General features: G+C 60.3%; 19 protein-coding genes and 2 pseudogenes. 16 read left to right on the forward strand and 5 right to left on the reverse strand.

Annotated features, from left to right (window positions below):
* The first annotated feature begins 276 nt into the window (after window positions 1-276).
* From BLP10_RS18555 to BLP10_RS18585, 7 genes are all read left to right on the forward strand, one after another.
* Window positions 277-2,022, forward strand: a complete 1,746-nt coding sequence (locus BLP10_RS18555; RefSeq protein ID WP_091138028.1) for a thiamine pyrophosphate-binding protein — start codon at window positions 277-279, stop codon at window positions 2,020-2,022.
* A gap of 262 nt (window positions 2,023-2,284) precedes the next feature.
* Window positions 2,285-3,601 (forward strand): NAD(P)/FAD-dependent oxidoreductase, encoded by a 1,317-nt coding sequence (locus BLP10_RS18560; RefSeq protein WP_091138030.1) that lies wholly within the window; start codon window positions 2,285-2,287, stop codon window positions 3,599-3,601.
* A 309-nt stretch (window positions 3,602-3,910) separates the two neighbouring features.
* Entirely contained in the window at window positions 3,911-4,462 is a 552-nt protein-coding gene (locus BLP10_RS23670) for a cupredoxin domain-containing protein (RefSeq protein ID WP_244510675.1), read from the forward strand.
* A complete protein-coding gene (locus BLP10_RS18570) occupies window positions 4,353-6,155 on the forward strand; it encodes a family 1 glycosylhydrolase (RefSeq protein WP_244510677.1) in 1,803 nt (600 codons plus the stop codon). Before BLP10_RS23670 ends, BLP10_RS18570 begins: the two co-directional genes overlap by 110 nt.
* Window positions 6,148-6,696 (forward strand): hypothetical protein, encoded by a 549-nt coding sequence (locus tag BLP10_RS18575; protein WP_091138032.1) that lies wholly within the window; start codon window positions 6,148-6,150, stop codon window positions 6,694-6,696. The genes BLP10_RS18570 and BLP10_RS18575 overlap by 8 nt, the downstream gene beginning before the upstream one ends.
* A 76-nt stretch (window positions 6,697-6,772) precedes the next feature.
* A complete protein-coding gene (locus tag BLP10_RS23675; protein WP_244510678.1) occupies window positions 6,773-7,111 on the forward strand; it encodes a hypothetical protein in 339 nt (112 codons plus the stop codon).
* 7 nt (window positions 7,112-7,118) lie between these two features.
* The gene (locus tag BLP10_RS18585; protein ID WP_091138033.1) at window positions 7,119-7,694 is read left to right on the forward strand and encodes a DUF488 domain-containing protein; all 576 of its coding nucleotides are present in this window, start codon (window positions 7,119-7,121) and stop codon (window positions 7,692-7,694) included.
* A gap of 47 nt (window positions 7,695-7,741) precedes the next feature.
* Here the strand turns inward: BLP10_RS18585 and BLP10_RS18590 are convergent, their stop codons facing one another.
* A complete protein-coding gene (locus BLP10_RS18590; RefSeq protein WP_244510680.1) occupies window positions 7,742-7,996 on the reverse strand; it encodes a tRNA-specific adenosine deaminase in 255 nt (84 codons plus the stop codon).
* 126 nt (window positions 7,997-8,122) lie between these two features.
* Between BLP10_RS18590 and BLP10_RS18595 the strand changes: the two are divergent.
* From BLP10_RS18595 to BLP10_RS23680, 7 genes and pseudogenes are all read left to right on the forward strand, one after another.
* Window positions 8,123-8,820, forward strand: a pseudogene (locus BLP10_RS18595) (IS6 family transposase).
* A 9-nt stretch (window positions 8,821-8,829) separates the two neighbouring features.
* Entirely contained in the window at window positions 8,830-9,021 is a 192-nt protein-coding gene (locus BLP10_RS18600; RefSeq protein WP_091138035.1) for a hypothetical protein, read from the forward strand.
* 141 nt (window positions 9,022-9,162) lie between these two features.
* The gene (gene guaD / locus BLP10_RS18605) at window positions 9,163-10,494 is read left to right on the forward strand and encodes a guanine deaminase (protein WP_091138038.1); all 1,332 of its coding nucleotides are present in this window, start codon (window positions 9,163-9,165) and stop codon (window positions 10,492-10,494) included.
* Between the two features lie 183 nt (window positions 10,495-10,677).
* Window positions 10,678-10,869: a hypothetical protein gene (locus tag BLP10_RS18610; RefSeq protein ID WP_244510681.1), complete on the forward strand. Its 192-nt coding sequence runs from the start codon at window positions 10,678-10,680 to the stop codon at window positions 10,867-10,869.
* A gap of 104 nt (window positions 10,870-10,973) precedes the next feature.
* Window positions 10,974-11,492 (forward strand): hypothetical protein, encoded by a 519-nt coding sequence (locus BLP10_RS18615; RefSeq protein ID WP_091138043.1) that lies wholly within the window; start codon window positions 10,974-10,976, stop codon window positions 11,490-11,492.
* 63 nt (window positions 11,493-11,555) lie between these two features.
* Window positions 11,556-11,984, forward strand: a complete 429-nt coding sequence (locus BLP10_RS18620) for a hypothetical protein (protein ID WP_091138045.1) — start codon at window positions 11,556-11,558, stop codon at window positions 11,982-11,984.
* 130 nt (window positions 11,985-12,114) lie between these two features.
* Window positions 12,115-13,056 carry a D-alanyl-D-alanine carboxypeptidase family protein gene (locus BLP10_RS23680; protein ID WP_091138047.1) on the forward strand — a complete coding sequence of 314 codons (942 nt, stop codon included), beginning with the start codon at window positions 12,115-12,117 and terminating at the stop codon, window positions 13,054-13,056.
* Between the two features lie 161 nt (window positions 13,057-13,217).
* On the opposite strand, the pseudogene BLP10_RS23685 reads toward BLP10_RS23680, so the two are convergent.
* Window positions 13,218-13,316, reverse strand: a pseudogene (locus BLP10_RS23685) (DUF1232 domain-containing protein); the annotation flags it as partial.
* A 78-nt stretch (window positions 13,317-13,394) separates the two neighbouring features.
* Between BLP10_RS23685 and BLP10_RS23975 the strand changes: the two are divergent.
* On the forward strand, window positions 13,395-13,805 hold the full coding sequence (locus tag BLP10_RS23975) for a DDE-type integrase/transposase/recombinase (protein ID WP_342026205.1): 411 nt from the start codon (window positions 13,395-13,397) through the stop codon (window positions 13,803-13,805).
* Window positions 13,747-14,106 carry a DDE-type integrase/transposase/recombinase gene (locus tag BLP10_RS23980; RefSeq protein WP_342026206.1) on the forward strand — a complete coding sequence of 120 codons (360 nt, stop codon included), beginning with the start codon at window positions 13,747-13,749 and terminating at the stop codon, window positions 14,104-14,106. The genes BLP10_RS23975 and BLP10_RS23980 overlap by 59 nt, the downstream gene beginning before the upstream one ends.
* Here BLP10_RS23980 and BLP10_RS23690 read toward each other — a convergent pair.
* From BLP10_RS23690 to BLP10_RS23700, 3 genes are read right to left on the reverse strand one after another with little or no spacing between them, the layout of a single operon-like run.
* Window positions 14,081-14,401 (reverse strand): transposase, encoded by a 321-nt coding sequence (locus BLP10_RS23690; RefSeq protein ID WP_244510682.1) that lies wholly within the window; start codon window positions 14,399-14,401, stop codon window positions 14,081-14,083. The genes BLP10_RS23980 and BLP10_RS23690 overlap by 26 nt on opposite strands.
* Window positions 14,395-14,709: a hypothetical protein gene (locus BLP10_RS23695; RefSeq protein ID WP_244510683.1), complete on the reverse strand. Its 315-nt coding sequence runs from the start codon at window positions 14,707-14,709 to the stop codon at window positions 14,395-14,397. The genes BLP10_RS23690 and BLP10_RS23695 overlap by 7 nt, the downstream gene beginning before the upstream one ends.
* Window positions 14,710-14,910 carry a hypothetical protein gene (locus BLP10_RS23700; RefSeq protein WP_244510684.1) on the reverse strand — a complete coding sequence of 67 codons (201 nt, stop codon included), beginning with the start codon at window positions 14,908-14,910 and terminating at the stop codon, window positions 14,710-14,712.
* Window positions 14,911-15,040 lie beyond the last annotated feature (130 nt).

Genomic DNA, 15,040 nt, shown 5'->3' on the forward strand with positions numbered 1-15,040 from the left:
GCGTGGCATCTCAAGGATCCCTGACATGATATTTTGAGAGCAGGAAGTTCTCCAACTCGGGAAATCTAGAAGAGCGGTGGGGGCTGAGGCCCAGTCTGCTCTGCGCACTGCAGAGTGAAGACTTATGGATCAGCGGTGTCGGGGAGGACCTCACTGAGCAAATCATCCCTCCCGTAGAGAACGTAGGGGCGCATGGTGAGTCGCTGGCCGAGCAGCCGAGCCTCGTGTTGCTTGGCGCCAGATTATATGAATGGAACTTGCAAACGGAGTCAGACGATGAACGGCGCGGAAGCCCTCGTTAAGATGCTCATCGATTATGGCGTTGAAGTTATCTTCGGCGTCCCGGGAGACACCAACGTTGCGTTCTACAAGGCTCTTATGAGCGTTGAGGGCGCGCCGCGTCATATCATGTGCCGAGACGAGCGCTCGGCTGTTTACATGGCGGACTGCTATGCTCGCCTATCCGGTAAGCCTGGTGTCGCGGAATGTCCAAGCGGAGCCGGTGCAATGTACGCTCTGCCTGGTGTCGCCGAGGCAAACAAGTCCTCAGTGCCTCTGATCCTGCTGGTGAATGATATTCCACAGCCGGGGGTTGGACGCGGCACCCTGACTGAATTGCCGATCGAGGATCTCTTCAGATCGATCACGAAACACGCGGAATCCCTCAATCGTGTGGGAAAGTTGCCGGAAGTTGTACGGCGCGCCTTCAGGAAGGCGGCCGGCGGGCGCCCAGGTGCGGTTGTTCTCTCACTTCCGGAGGACCTCCTGTACGAGACTATGCCGTCCGACGGGGTCTTGCTGCATGTAGAGGAGCACTGCCGCCGAGCTCCGTCCTATCGCGTACGGCCACAAGAACACGATCTCGAGACGGCTATCGCTTCGATCCTCGGCGCCGATCGGCCGATTATCGTCGCGGGCGGAGGTGCAAACCGCTCTGGCGCGGCTGAGGCAATCACGGCATTTGCCGAACGCCTCGACATTCCTGTTGTCACGACGATCACCGGGCAGGGCGTCATCAGGGACGATCACCGTCTCGCAACCGGGATCATCGGTGATAATGGCTTCCACCCCCATGCGATCTGGGCTCTCGCACGTGCCGACCTGGTGATCTACGTCGGCTGCCGGATGGGGTCAGTGGCAACAATGAACTGGAAGTGGCCCTCACCCCAAGGCGAGACCCGTATCATCCAGATCGATCTCGATCCCGACACGATCGCCAACACCTACCCGATCGACTTACCTGTCGTTGGCGATGCGAAGCTCGTGATGGAAGATCTCCTTGAGCGCGTGCCAGGGAGTCTCGCTGCCGACCCCAGAGCATGGGTGGACGAGATTAACGTCAAGCGAGCCGAGTTCTGGGATGTGATGTCACCGCTCCTGCAGGAGGACAGCATACCTCTACGCCCGGAACGTGTTATTGAAGCGCTGAACCGCCATCTTCCAGCACCGTGCCACGTTGTGTCTGATGCAGGGACACCGACACCATACTCGACGAGATTTCTTCGGCTGCACGATCCGCGCTCCAAGCTTGTGATCCCGCGGTTCTTCGGGGGGCTTGGATACGCAATTCCGGCCGTCGTCGGAGCATACTTTGCGGCGCCGAAGCTACGACCCGTTGCTCTCTTCGGCGATGGCTCGCTAGGTATGTCTGCCGGCGAATTGGAGACGCTGGCTCGACTGAACATTCCGGCCGTCCTGATCCACTTCAACAATGCATGCTTTGGATGGATCAAGGCGCTTCAACGCGTCCATGCGCCTGGGAACGGCAACGACGGGACATTCAGCGTCGACTTCGGCGCCTACGACATGAGCAAGCTTGCCGATGTCTACGGCATCAGGAGCTATCGGATTGAGACACCGGCGCAACTGGAGACTGCGCTCGAAGAGGCGTTCAGTCTCAAGGAGCCATGCTTTCTCGATGTTGCCGTCGAATCCATCGCAGATCGCCTTCCTCCAGTATTTTCCTGGTTAACAAAGGTCGGAGTGGATCCAGGGGCGGTTGGAACACAGGCACGGATATGATGATCGCTGTATGAAAGTGAGTGGCAGGATCGATCCTCGCTGCGAACAGCATTGTCCATGACAGGATGACCTCTGCCTGCGGTGTAGTCGTATGAAGGTAAAGCACCATAAGGAATGCTGCAGGGACAGAAGCGCACCGCACTCTATCCGAGTAGGGCGCGTCATGGTTAGGGTCACTTATCGAGGGTGCTCAAACCAAATCCCCTGATCTGTCGTGAAGTACTTGAAACATCTTTCGCCCGACAAGGGTTGAGTGGCCGTCATGAGCTTGCACATTGTTGTAATTGGAGCCGGAATCGTTGGCGCCGCATCTGCTTTGGAGCTCATGCGGGAGGGACACCGGGTGACCATTCTAGAACCAGGCGAGCCAGGGCATGAGCAGGCGGCAAGCTATGGCAATGGAGCCTGGATCAGTCCGGCATCAGTAGTCCCAATGTCCATGCCTGGGCTGTGGAGAAAGGTCCCGGGCTACCTGTTGGATCCACTTGGTCCGCTGACGATCCGGGTTTCCGAGTTCCCGCGCCTTCTCCCATGGCTGATGCGGTTCATTCATGCAGGAGCAACGGTTGCCAAGGTTGAGGCAACGGCCCGGGCTTTATCTGCCCTTCTGCGCGATTCCCCGGCCCGACACTCGAAACTGGCCGAAGAAGCCGGAGTACCTAGCTTCATCAAGCAGAATGGCTTGCTGTACGTGTACCCGGATCGCAGCGCATTCGAAGCCGAGGCTCTCGCCTGGAAGTTGAGGCGCGATAATGGTGTGATCTGGTGTGAGTTGAACGCGGAACAACTTCGTGCAAAGGAGCCTTCGCTCAGCGACCGCTATAGGTTTGGTGCTCTTGTTGAAGCAGGAGCTCACTGTGTTGACCCGGGTAGGTACGTGGCCGCGCTTGTAGATCACGCGCAATCACTAGGGGCGAAGGTCATTAAGGCGCGTGCGATCGGGTTTGACCTTCGCGCAGGCCGGCTGCAGGCGGTTCATACTGACATGGGAGAAATTCCATGCGATCGGGCTGTGGTTGCCGCGGGGATACAATCGAAATTGCTAGCGTTGCAAGCGGGAGATCGTGTGAGCCTCGAAAGTGAGCGTGGGTATCACGTTGTCATCTCCAATCCCGAAGCTGCTCCATGCATCCCTGTCATGCCGAGCGACGGCAAAATGGCGAACACACTAACCTTGAAGGGCTTGCGTGCTTCAGGGCAAGTTGAACTTGCCAGTGTTAGCGCCCCGCCGGATTGGAGGCGAGCGACGATTCTCCTTGACCACGCACTTCGCACTTATCCTCAGTTGCCTCGGAAAATTCCCGAGGAGCGGATCTCGCGCTGGATGGGGCATCGTCCCTCGACACCCGACGGATTGCCGGTGATTGGCGCGGCCCGAGCGTCCGCGGACATCGTCTATGCCTTTGGCCATGGCCATGTCGGCCTCGCAACAGGGCCTGCGACAGCAAGCCTCGTCGCAGGCATTCTTGCTGGGCGGCCGTCGTTTTGTTCCCTATCCGCCTATGCACCGTCAAGATTTCGAGGGTGGATGTGGGGCCGAGCGTCCATTCCACACGAACAAAGCACAAGTCATGCATAGCCGATCTCAGCGCCCATTGCCGAGCATAAGAGGGCTGTTAGTCGCACACGGATCGGAAGCAACACTTCCGTCTGCGTGCTTGGCCGACGACAATCTGGTCGTCGGGTGGGTATCGACTGCTCCAACCTGGAAAAAGGGCAATCTATCTATTTGACCTGCAGATCGGCGGGGGCTTCCTTGCCGGTCTGGCGCTTCCTCGAATCCCATTGGCTCGGGAACCGGTTGAGATTCGTATGCAGGGCCAGGGGACGGCTCGCAGGTCTGGTTCGATCCGATTGGCCTGCGCATCCAGCCTAGTCAGATGATCCGTTGGATCAATCTCGATCCGGGAATTCCCACACGGCCACAGCTTACCATTGGAAGAACTTTGAGCGCCCGCAGCGCATTCCTGAGGGCGCTGAGCCTTGGAACTCGGACTACCTCCTGCCGAACGAGAGCTTCTCAGTCACGTTGACCGTCGAGGGTATCTACGACTTCTACTGCGTCCAGAACGAGCATGCCGGCATGGTCGGGCGGATCAACGTCGGTCAGCCTGGCCGCTCTTCAGTCTACAGCGTATTCACACAAGCGGCCGGCGGGGAAGCGATCCCAGAGATCGCCCTCCAAGCCTTCCCGCCTGTCGACGAGATCATGCGCCAAGGCATCGTCAGGCGCACATTAGGGCTGATCGAGCGCCGGCGGGGAACCATCCTGGTTTTTTCCGATCCAATGGTCATTCCCAAGGGCCTCACCAAACTCAGAGGAGGGCACCATGATCCGCTCGGTTGCCTATTCAAAGGCGGTCCTGGCCGGCATGGCAGGCGCCGTCGCCTGGGAGATCGTCGCCCGGCTGTTGATCTGGGCTGGTGTACCTTTCTTTGACCTTGTCATGACGCTTGGAACCCTGGTTCTTCCCAACGCGAGCCCATGGGAAGCCTGGCTGACCGGCATGGCGGTTCACTTGCTCGTCGGTGCGATCTGGGCCGTGTTCTACGCCTACTTCTTCTGGTCCGTCCTGCCGCTGCGTCCAGCATTCCAAGGCATGGTGTTCGCCTTCGTGCCGATGCCGCTGGCGATCTTCATCATGCATCCGCAGTTTGATCTCATGTACCCGCTTGTCCAAAGTGGTCAGCTCTCTTCCTCGGGCCTGTTCGGGTTGGGCGGAGGCATGCACGAACCGCTCTCCATCGCGACTGGCCACCTGATCTGGGGCAGCGTACTGGGCCTCCTCTACACTCGACCTGTCGGCTTCCGGGCGAACCGCCCGCCACGCCTGGCCGGCCAACCTGTCAGATTACGTCCGTTGTCCAATGTGTCGGCTGATCCGGCCGGGCACAGGTTTATGTTCGCTACCGGCATCGAGTGCAGCTACCCTACGCTTGAAGGGGGACGCTGGCGCATGGACCAGATGGCGGCCTGCGGCCATTACCGCCACTGGCGCACCGACCTACAACTCGTGCGGGATCTCGGGCTGCGCTATCTGCGCTACGGGCCTCCCCTGCACCTGATCCATCACAGCCTTGGCCATTATGACTGGGCCTTCCTGGATGAGGTCGCCACCGAGATGCGCCAGCTCGGCATCGTGCCGATCATGGACCTGTGCCACTTCGGCTTGCCCGACTGGCTGCAGAACTTTCAGAACCCGGAGGTGCCGCAGGCGCTTGCCGACTACGCCAAGGCATTTGCTAGACGGTATCCGTGGGTGCACCTCTATACCCCTGTCAACGAAATGTATGTGTGCGCCAAGCTCAGCGCCCTCGAAGGCTTATGGAACGAACAGTGCCAGGATGAGCGCGCCTTCGTCACCGCCGTCCGTCATCTCGCCAAGGCCAATATTCTGATGATGCAAGCGATTGCGTCTGAGCGTCCCGATGCAGTGTTCATCAACAGCGAAAGCGGCGAGTTTTTTCAGCCCTGCTGCCCTGATCCAGAAATCCGACTCATCGCCGCCTTCGAGAACGAGCGGCGCTTTCTTCCGCTGGATCTGCTCTACGCTCGTCCGGTGCAGGATGGCATGCGGACGTACCTCCACCAGCACGGTATGCCACCCGAGGAGTACGCTTGGTTCATGCAGCAGGACGTGCGCGGCCGCTCGATCCTCGGCGTCGACTACTACGAGTGGAATGAGAAGCTCATTGACAGCAGTGGCCACGCGCAGGCTTTGGGTGAGTTGTTCGGCTGGTACGCCATCGCGCGCCAGTATTACCAGCGTTACCGGCGGCCGATGATGCACACCGAGACCAACCGCATGGATGCCCGCGACGGACCGCGCTGGCTCTGGCGCCAATGGCACAACGTGCAGCTCATCCGACAGACAGGTGTGCCGGTCGTGGGCTTCACCTGGTACTCGCTCACCGACCAAGTCGATTGGGACATCGCCCTGCGGGAACCGATCGGCAACGTCAATCCGGTCGGCCTGTTTGACCTCAACCGCGATCCGCGAATGGTCGGCCTCGCCTATCAGCACCTCGTGCGCCTCTTCGGAGCTGACCTTAGCGAAGACCCGAGCATCGAGGCGGTGCTGGAAGAGGCGTCGAAGATCCCTGCACAAGAAGAGAGGCGGCTCCATGCTTAGAATGCTGCAGGCTCATGGCCTCGATGCTGGACCAGCCCAGCGACCGCGTCTCGCAGGCGCCATCGCAGGTATGATCGCCACTGCCCCAGCCCTTGTTGTTCTCACCGTATTCCAAGCTCTGGATGCGCCTGCCAAGGCCGCCGGCGCCTTCGTACCGGTTGCTGGCGTCGCCTACGCGGTCTTGATGCTCCTTGGTGGCACCCTGTACGGTTGGTTGTTCCAGCGGGCGGCGAACGATCCGCGAGGCGGCTGGCTCTTTGGGATGGCGTTCGGCTTCGTCCTTTGGATGCTTGGGCCCATTCCGCTACTGCAATGGCTGCCGGATCAGCCCATCCTGCGCGGCTATCCAGCTGCCGGGCTGCTGCTAGCCCAACTGCTTTGGGGGCTCGCTTTGGGACTGGTATTTCCACTGATCCACCGCCGCCTGCATGCGCACCTGGAAAGCGGAACGCAGACTGGGGCAGGGGGAGCGGGACCAGAATCGGCGGCCCAGACGCGGATGCTTCGCCCGCTTCCATCATCCAGACATCAATCATCTTGAAAGGATCTGCCATCCCGTGCGGTTCGGGAACCTTTGTCCTGATGTCTCATCAATAGGCAACAACAGGAGCTTGGCTATGCAAATGGGAGCGGTTGCGGCAGCATCGCTGGATACACTCGATGACGGAGCACTCGTGGAGCTGCCCCGCAACACGGATGGGGCCGCGGTTCGGCTGATCATGCAGAGGCACAATCGTCTCATGGTCCGTGGGGCTCGCGGCGTCGTCAACGACGATGCGGAGGCAGAGGACGTCTTCGTATCTCGCTGGAATTTACCATCGTGCCGCTTAAGGACGAGCAGGGCGGATGTGGGGGGACTTACCGCCGTCATGCGGGACATGACCCGTCGCTTCAAGGAAATTAGAGGTCCGAAGAAAAAGCTGGCAGAGGCAACCGCTCCTTCAAGTCCGCATTGACTCAGCAATGATCAAGCCGTTCTACACCATCGGGCACTCGACCCGGGCCATTCCGGAATTCGTGGATCTCCTCCGTGAGGCGAAAGTGGGCCTAGTGGCGGATGTCCGAACGGTTCCGCGCTCCCGGACGAACCCGCAGTTCAACCGCGATACCCTGCCCGGGAGCCTCGCAGGTTATCAGATCAGATATGAGCACATCGCCGAACTCGGCGGGCTGCGCGGCAGGCAGCGCCAGACCGAACCCTCCCCCAATGGCTTCTGGGAGAATACGAGCTTCCGGAACTATGCAGATTACGCCCTGACGAGCCGATTCATAGAGGGCCTCGAACGCCTAACCGCCCTCGGCAGCGAGAACATCACGGCGATCATGTGCGCCGAATCGGTGTGGTGGCGCTGCCACCGCCGGATCATTGCCGACTATCTGCTCGCCTCCGGCCATGCGGTGTACCACATCCTTGGACCTGGTAAGATTGGACCGGCATCGATGACACCCGCAGCCCGTTTGACAGCGCACGGGATTATCTATGCGGAACTGCCAGACCCGTCGAGCGGGACCGGGGTGACGTCGCGCCACATCTCGTAGAGATCGCCCTTCTCAAGACGAACGGGCACATGGGCGCTTTTAAGCGACTACTCCGCCAGCGGCCTTGCCAGTTCGGCATAAATCGCGGCCGCCGACAGGCTGTAGGGCTCACCGTCTCCATTGGAATAGGAATAGGTCACTTCGCGGATATCTGTAAGATGCATAGCCGAAAGCCGCATCGGACGGGGATGACCACTGGCATAGATCACGCACCCGTCGAGGCGAGGGCTTCCGAGCGCCCGGCTCGCAGCGCGGATCGCACCAGAGCCGGCATCGTTGAGCCGGCCGGGAAATAGGATCAACTCGTCTCGTTCGGCCTCGGTCGAACGGCCCTATGTCCGGTATGCCGCCCCCTTTTCCAGGAGCTGTCGCAAGCCGATTAATAATTCGGTTCGGTCTATGCCTCCAGCCGGCTTCGGAGGTGCAAGATGGTTAAAGGCCGTCATTTCGATTGGTCGGTTATCCGGCTCTGCGGGCGCTGGTACCTCGCCTACAATCTGAGCCTGCGGAACCTTAAGGAGATGATGGCCGAGGGCGGTATCTCGGTCGACCACGCCACGATCCACAGATGGATTATCCGTTACTCACCCGAACTGCTGGAGCGCTTCAATCAGAGGAAGCGCCCGGTCACCGGCAGATGGCATATCGATGAAACCTACATCAAAGTCCGCGGCCGCTGGATGTCCTTGTACCGTGCCATCGACAGCAACGCAGACACCGTCGAGTTCTGGTTCTGCGAGCGGGAAACCTTAATGCTGCCAGGCACTTTCTGTCGCGAGCGCTGAAGCGACATGGCCGGCCCGAGAGGATCGACATCGATGGCAGCCCGACCAATCGGGAGGCGATCGTGTCCTATGACACGACAGACCGCCTGTAGGGCCAAACACAGCAGAAGCTGAAGCCGATCCGGATCCGGCAGAGCCGGTATCTCAACAACCTGATCGAACAGGGTCATCGGGCCATCAAGCAGCGAGTTCGCCCGATGCTCGGGTTCAGGTCTTCGAACTGCGCTCGCGTGATCTTGGGTGGGATTGAGATGGTTCACATGACGCGCAAACAGCAGGGGAAGTATGCCCGCAATCCGCAGCCATCACTCTTCGAGCAGTTTCACCTGCTCGCTGCATGAGCGCGGCGCATGGTATCTGCTACCTTCCCGCCCCTACCTCGGATTTGCGACAAAGCCTATGAGGCCCACCTCGCCTTCCTCACCGTCTCCACGGAGACCGATACCGCATCGGTGCTCACACCGCCGATGCAGCCCGATAGCCAGCAGTCCGCAATGCCGAAGGTCGCGGGGGACATCCAGGACCTCGAAGAGAAGAGGTGATGGGTCAGGACCAAAATCGCTTGCCTAGCCAGCGCAACGACATATGACATTCCGTCGCCTGATGAGGAGGGATGATCAGTGCCGAGCAGGGTTATTGCGGGAACTGCGCTTCATACGCCTACACGTGGAAGATTCGAAGCGTTGGAGGATGTCCTTATTCTGGTCGACGCGATTGGTAGGATATCCGAGATCCTCCCGAGGGACCACCCGCGCTTCGCCGAGATCAAAGCTCAGGCCGAGCGCCAGGGAAACCTGACCGAGCTTCAGGAGGGTCAGTTTCTCCTGCCGGGTCTCGTCGATCTGCATATCCATGCCCCCCAATGGCCTCAGCTCGGGAAGGCTCTGGATGCTCCTCTTGAGGTGTGGTTGCAGAGATATACGTTTCCTCTCGAGTCGCGATACGCCGATCTCTCATTCGCACGCGAGGTCTACTCCGCTCTGGTGGAGACGCTGCTTGCCAACGGCACAACCACTGCCGTTTACTTTGCGACCATCCACCTGGAAGCCTCCCTGGCCTTGGCCGAGATCTGCCTCGCGAAGGGGCAGCGAGCCTTCGTTGGTAAGGTCGCGATGGATGATGCCAGACAATGTCCGGACTTCTATCGGGACGCTAGTGCCTCGACCGCGGTGAACGAAACCCGTGCTTTCATCCAAAGTGTCCGAGACCGCGCCGGCGAAGAGGACCCGCTCGTCCACCCCATTATCACACCAAGGTTCATTCCAAGTTGCACTGACGCACTGCTCGAAGGCCTCGGAAAGCTTGCAGAAGAGACGGGTTGCCTGGTCCAGACCCACTGCTCGGCAAGTGACTGGGAAAGCAACTTCGTTCAGGAGCGGTTTGGGGCGACTGACACAGCAGTCCTTTCTCAGTTTGGGCTGCTGCGCGAAAACACCATCTTGGCTCATTCGAATTTTGTTACCGATGAAGACCTCGCGCTGATCCGGCAGAAGGGGGCTGCTATCGCACATTGCCCACTCTCGAACTTCTACTTCGCCAATGCCGTGTTCCCGTTGCGGGCGGCACTCGACAAATGCGTGCGGGTCGGGCTCGGGAGTGACATCTCTGCAGGACACAGCCCGTCCGTTCTGGACGGGTGCCGTCATGCCTTGTTGGCCTCCCGAGCACGACACAGTGGTATCGATCCGCATCTGCCACCCGAAGAGCGCGGCTTGGCAGGTTCAACGATCTCGGTTGCGGAAGCCTTCTGGCTGGCAACGGTCGGCGGCGGCGAGGCTCTGGGCCTTCCGATCGGCAAATTTGCTCCCGGCTTTAAGTTCGATGCGTTGGTGATGGATCTCAATGCTCACGGATCGAATATCAATTGGTTGCCAGATCTGGATACGATCGAGGATGTGTTCCAGAAGCTCGTCCTGAATGCGACACGCAGCAATATTGTCATGACTTGGGTCAATGGAGCCGTCGTGGCGCGTAGCTCAGCTGCCCAAATGCGGGACGACCAGGCAAAGCAGTAATGGGGCGAGAGTTTTCTGGCGTTGATCCTCCGCCGTTTTAGCGAGAGCGATTTGCTGAGGGAGGTGTCGCTCCCGCTACAGAGCATGGGATATCGTCTAAGCTGTTCCTCAACCCGTATGCTAGTCTGTCATTGGCCGTTCATCCTTCGTCAGGTAAGGCTGCACCCTGCTCTCAAGAGGCGGTTGCGCAGGTTGATGTGGGGCACAGGCGTTGCACTCTTTCTCTCGCTCCTGGCGGTAGGGCCACTCCGCGGGAGCGCGCCATCCTGGCTCCTGTCCAGTGCGGAGCTGGTGGCGGTGATCAGCCTCTTTGCCCTGGTGTGCCTGCTCGAATCCAGCGGCAGCAATCCCGACCGCTCCAACCCCGCATCCTGACCGTCTTTCTTCCGGCAATTATCCGCGGACGCGACCGCAAGGTTTGGTCACGAACGGTGGTCTAACGTGCTGTTCCCGCACCCGATCAGACCGGAGAGAGCATCATGAGAGGCGCCGCCAGCATTGCGGCCGGGATCGTCCTGGTATTATCCTCGACCCTGGCTGACGATAACGGCTTGGCCGGTTCACTCTGGCAGTGCATTCGGGCCACTGATCAGTCTCAGTTCGTAATCACCTTTTATCCCGGCGGCGGGGTCGGGGGAGGCGAGTTGGGGAACGATGAGGTGAGTCCCTACATTTTCGATGCCTCCCGCACCAAGCCGGGCGAGTGGCCGGGCCAGTGGGAACAGACAGGCCAACGCTTCATATGGGCCTTCCCAGATCAGAGCATGCGGATTGAAGGGCGCCTCCACGGATCGGGTCAGCCCGCCGCGCGCTTTACCGGAACGGAAACCTCATCGGGCGGGAAGTCCCCTGTGACCTGTACGGCGCTGGTGAAGCTGCCGAAGATCGGAGAAGGGCTCGTTGTCCCAAGGGACAGCCGCTTCATCGACCTGAATGGGAAAGAGGGGGAGCTGAAGGTGCCGGCCGGGATCTCGCTCCAGGAACAGGGATCGCGTTAGAAGCGGCAATGGGACGAGTTCCTGAACCTTGGACCAGGTCCGTTGGATACCCATATAAAGTCTATGCAGAACAAGGGTCCTTCACCGCGCACGCTCGATCTGTTCGAGGTCACCTTGACCATCCCGACGCCCTCGTCCGAACCGGTTCCGGCCAGGCCGTCGGCGCTCGCCAGTTTGTCGGATGCCCAACTGGCCCAGCAGCTCAACCAGCTCGTCGAGGAGGTGGAGCACCGCCTGAAGAACGGCCAGGGCAGACGGCCTGAGCTGGAGGCGGCGGCGGCACAGACTAGAGCCTTCCTGGATCGACTTACTCCACGACGTACCAGCCAAGCCAAACCTCCGAGATCTGCCAAAAGCTCTTCCCCGTTGCAGGAGGGGCAGCGCAAAGCTGTGCGGGCCGCTCTCCTGGCCGGCGTGGCTCCCAACCAAGTTGCCAAGCACTTCGGCCTGTCGCTTGCAAGTGTGCGCAAGGTGCTCGAAGAGGCGGTATAGGCGGTTCATAGAGTATCGCGAGGCTTTGAAGCGGTTGCCCGCAATCCAGCGCTAATGGCAAGACTGGAATACTGGGGCCGGAGGGCAATCAGGGCTTGCGCATGGCTGCGCTTCGGTCAACCATCGGCGCATGAAGTTGTCCTCGCTTCTGCTGGCCGCCAGCCTGGTCCTTTCTGCCGCGCCAAGCAGCGCGGCGCCGCTGCTGCTGCTGGACGCGTCCTCCGGCGATATCCTCGCTGCCCAGGAGGCAACCCGCTCCTGGCATCCGGCCTCCCTCACCAAACTGATGACAGCCCATCTTGCCCTCTCAGCGGTTCGGTCGGGCCGGCTCAGCTTGAACAGCTCCATCATCCTGAGTGCCAAGGCTGCGGGCCAGGCGCCGTCCAAGCTCGGCGTTTCCCCAGGCACCTCGATCCGGCTGGAGGATGCCCTCCTCGTCATGATGGTCAAAAGTGCCAACGACGTGGCGGTTGCGATCGCGGAAGCTGTCAGTGGAAGCGAGACAGCGTTCGTCACCGCAATGAATGCGGAGGCAAGCCGTCTCGGGATGAGCGGGACACGCTTCGTCAATGCCAGCGGCCTGCACCATGACCGCCAAGTGAGCAACGCGCGGGACATGGCTGTGCTGATGCTAGCGATCCTGAGCTACCATGAGGACCATGTTGAGCTTTTCCGGACCTCAGCCGTCACCGTCAATGGCCGCATTCTCAAGAACACTAACAAGTTGGTTGAGGACTATGCCGGCCTCGAGGCGACGAAGACCGGCTATGTCTGTGCCTCAGGGTTCAACGTAGCCGTCTCGGTTATCCGCGGTGGCAGGCGTGTTGTTGGTGTGGTCCTCGGCGCGCCCAGTGCAACAACGCGAACCCGGATCGTGCGGGAGATCCTCGATGCCGGCCTGACAGGGACTACGAGCCCGATTGGAAATCTTCGTACGGTGAAGGCCGATGCGCCGGCGCCGGGTACAGACCTGCGCCGGCACAAGTGCGGCCGGCAGGGGCCAGCGATCGGGACCAACGCTGCCATCGGTGGCGATGTGAAGGCTGCGGGAACCCCGCGGCTTCGCCGCTGATGTTCTTGCGGCCGGAGTATCGTCTGAGCTGATGGTATGGTGAGCCCACAGCACCCAGAGCAGGAGTCCTGCTGCCGCTCCCAATCGGCTCACCGGATTCTGGGATCGCCTCTGCGCCTCCTCACGAAACTCCGTCATAAGGGAAACAGGAACCATCCTGATCACCAGAGCAACGGCAACCGGAAGGAGGACCACGTTTCAAGATAGCGCAGCAGGGGAATGAAGTCGGGGATCAGATCGATGGGGCTGAGCGCATAGGCGCAATGGTCGCCACTGCGGCCCTCACATAGGTAATGTCAACTTGGCGAGAGTTCCGGGTCTGTGGCAGGGTCTCGGGCATGAGCACGACAACCAATCGTTACCGCGGCTTCCGCTTTCCGGCCGAGATCATAAAACAAGCGGTCTGGTTGTATCACTGCTTCAGCCTCAGCCGTCGCGAGGTCGAGTTGATCCTCGCGGCGCGGGGTGTTGTGGTCAACCATGAGACCATCCGTAAATGGAGCCTGCGCTTTGGACGAACCTACGCCAACACGCTCAAGCGGCGTCGGTCACAACCCGCGGACGAGTGGTTTCTGGATGAGGTGTTTGTCCGCATCCGAGGCAAACTGCACTACCTTTGGCGAGCCGTTAATCAGCAACGGGAATGTGCTCGATGTGCTGGTCCAGAGCCGACGGAACACGAGAGCGGCCATGCGCTTCTTTCGCAAGTTGCTGACGGGTTTGTACTACGTGTCCAGGGTTGGTCATGACCGACAAACTTGGATCTTATGGTGTGCCAAACGCGCGGTTCTGCCGAGTGCAGAGCATCGGCAGAGCCGGTATCTGAACAACCGCAGTGAGGTCTCGCACCAACTCGCCCGACGGCGCGAACGCTACATTAGGCGGTTTAGGTCAGTCAGGCACGCCCAGCAGTTCCTCGCCACTCAAACTCGGATCCACAAACACTTCCAATTCCGCCGCCATTGCCTCTCCGCCAATGAGTACCGCGCTGCTCGTGATCGCGCCTTTGCCGCTTGGCGGAATGCTACTGCTGCCACGCTCGTAGTCTAAACGGGATAAGTCGCGCGGCAATGTTGTTCCCGTGGCGCCGAGTTGACAGTGTCTTCGGCTTGCCGCCGGTCGAACGCCGCAAGGGTGTAAGCCCGACCCAGGCTGCAAAGTCCCGACCGCGCTTGAGGATCTTGGCAGGCGGAGCAAGGGCTGCCGGAGCCACTGCGGTCACTGGGCCCACCCGGGGAATCGCCATCAGCCGGCGCGCTGCCTCGTTCTCCCTGGCCAGCTTGCCGATCTCATGGTCCAGACGCGGGATCTGCTCGTCCAGTCCCCGGAGTGTCTCTATCAGCATCTTCGGATCGGTCGGACGAGTTCCGGGATTGGCTCTTCTGGATCTTCGACAGCCTGCGCCAAGTGCGGAACACGAGCCGAGCCTTTGACCGCTACGATGCCAAACTCGGCCAGATGGTTGCGCAGGGCATTGATGATCTGGGTCCGCTGCTCCACCAAAAGATCACGCACCCGGAACACAATGTCTGCGGCTTGAGCCTCGTCGCTTTTGGGCACCACGAAGCGTATGGTTGGGCAGTTGCACTGCTTCACAGATCGCCTCGGCATCGGCGCTGCCTCGTTCTTCTGCCGTTTGACGAACGGCTTCACCTAAGCTCCCGGGATCAGCCGGACGGCATGCCCGAGCTGGCCGATCTCACGCGCCCAGTAGTGCGCACTGCCGCAGGCCTCCATGGCCACCGTGCAGGGCGGCTGGGCGGCAAAGAAGGTAAGAACCTGGTGCCGCGGCAGCTTCCTGCGGAACAGCACCGCTTCCGATGCACCGGCTCCTTGAGCCTGAAAAACATTCATCGCCAAGTCCAAACCAATTGTACTAACCTCTCCCATGGACGCCTCCCTCAAGTGGTGCTCATCAACACCTCCACTGGGGCACAGCAAGGCCGCTAGGGGCATACACCCCAACACATCCACCGGCCCCAGC

Origin of the sequence: Microvirga guangxiensis, assembly GCF_900102135.1 — a bacterium.
In the GTDB taxonomy this organism is placed as follows: Bacteria; Pseudomonadota; Alphaproteobacteria; order Rhizobiales; family Beijerinckiaceae; genus Microvirga; species Microvirga guangxiensis.

Coding starts and splice junctions, on each gene's coding strand:
- BLP10_RS18620 (WP_091138045.1), top strand. CDS start 11,556: ATGCAGAACAAGGGTCCTTCACCGCGCACGCTCGATCTGTTCGAGGTC.
- BLP10_RS23980 (WP_342026206.1), top strand. CDS start 13,747: ATGCGCTTCTTTCGCAAGTTGCTGACGGGTTTGTACTACGTGTCCAGG.
- BLP10_RS23680 (WP_091138047.1), top strand. CDS start 12,115: ATGAAGTTGTCCTCGCTTCTGCTGGCCGCCAGCCTGGTCCTTTCTGCC.
- BLP10_RS18585 (WP_091138033.1), top strand. CDS start 7,119: ATGATCAAGCCGTTCTACACCATCGGGCACTCGACCCGGGCCATTCCG.
- BLP10_RS23675 (WP_244510678.1), top strand. CDS start 6,773: ATGCAAATGGGAGCGGTTGCGGCAGCATCGCTGGATACACTCGATGAC.
- BLP10_RS18615 (WP_091138043.1), top strand. CDS start 10,974: ATGAGAGGCGCCGCCAGCATTGCGGCCGGGATCGTCCTGGTATTATCC.
- BLP10_RS23690 (WP_244510682.1), bottom strand. CDS start 14,401: ATGCTGATAGAGACACTCCGGGGACTGGACGAGCAGATCCCGCGTCTG.
- BLP10_RS18575 (WP_091138032.1), top strand. CDS start 6,148: ATGCTTAGAATGCTGCAGGCTCATGGCCTCGATGCTGGACCAGCCCAG.
- BLP10_RS18560 (WP_091138030.1), top strand. CDS start 2,285: ATGAGCTTGCACATTGTTGTAATTGGAGCCGGAATCGTTGGCGCCGCA.
- BLP10_RS23700 (WP_244510684.1), bottom strand. CDS start 14,910: ATGAATGTTTTTCAGGCTCAAGGAGCCGGTGCATCGGAAGCGGTGCTG.
- BLP10_RS18600 (WP_091138035.1), top strand. CDS start 8,830: ATGGTATCTGCTACCTTCCCGCCCCTACCTCGGATTTGCGACAAAGCC.
- BLP10_RS18570 (WP_244510677.1), top strand. CDS start 4,353: ATGATCCGCTCGGTTGCCTATTCAAAGGCGGTCCTGGCCGGCATGGCA.
- BLP10_RS18555 (WP_091138028.1), top strand. CDS start 277: ATGAACGGCGCGGAAGCCCTCGTTAAGATGCTCATCGATTATGGCGTT.
- BLP10_RS23975 (WP_342026205.1), top strand. CDS start 13,395: ATGAGCACGACAACCAATCGTTACCGCGGCTTCCGCTTTCCGGCCGAG.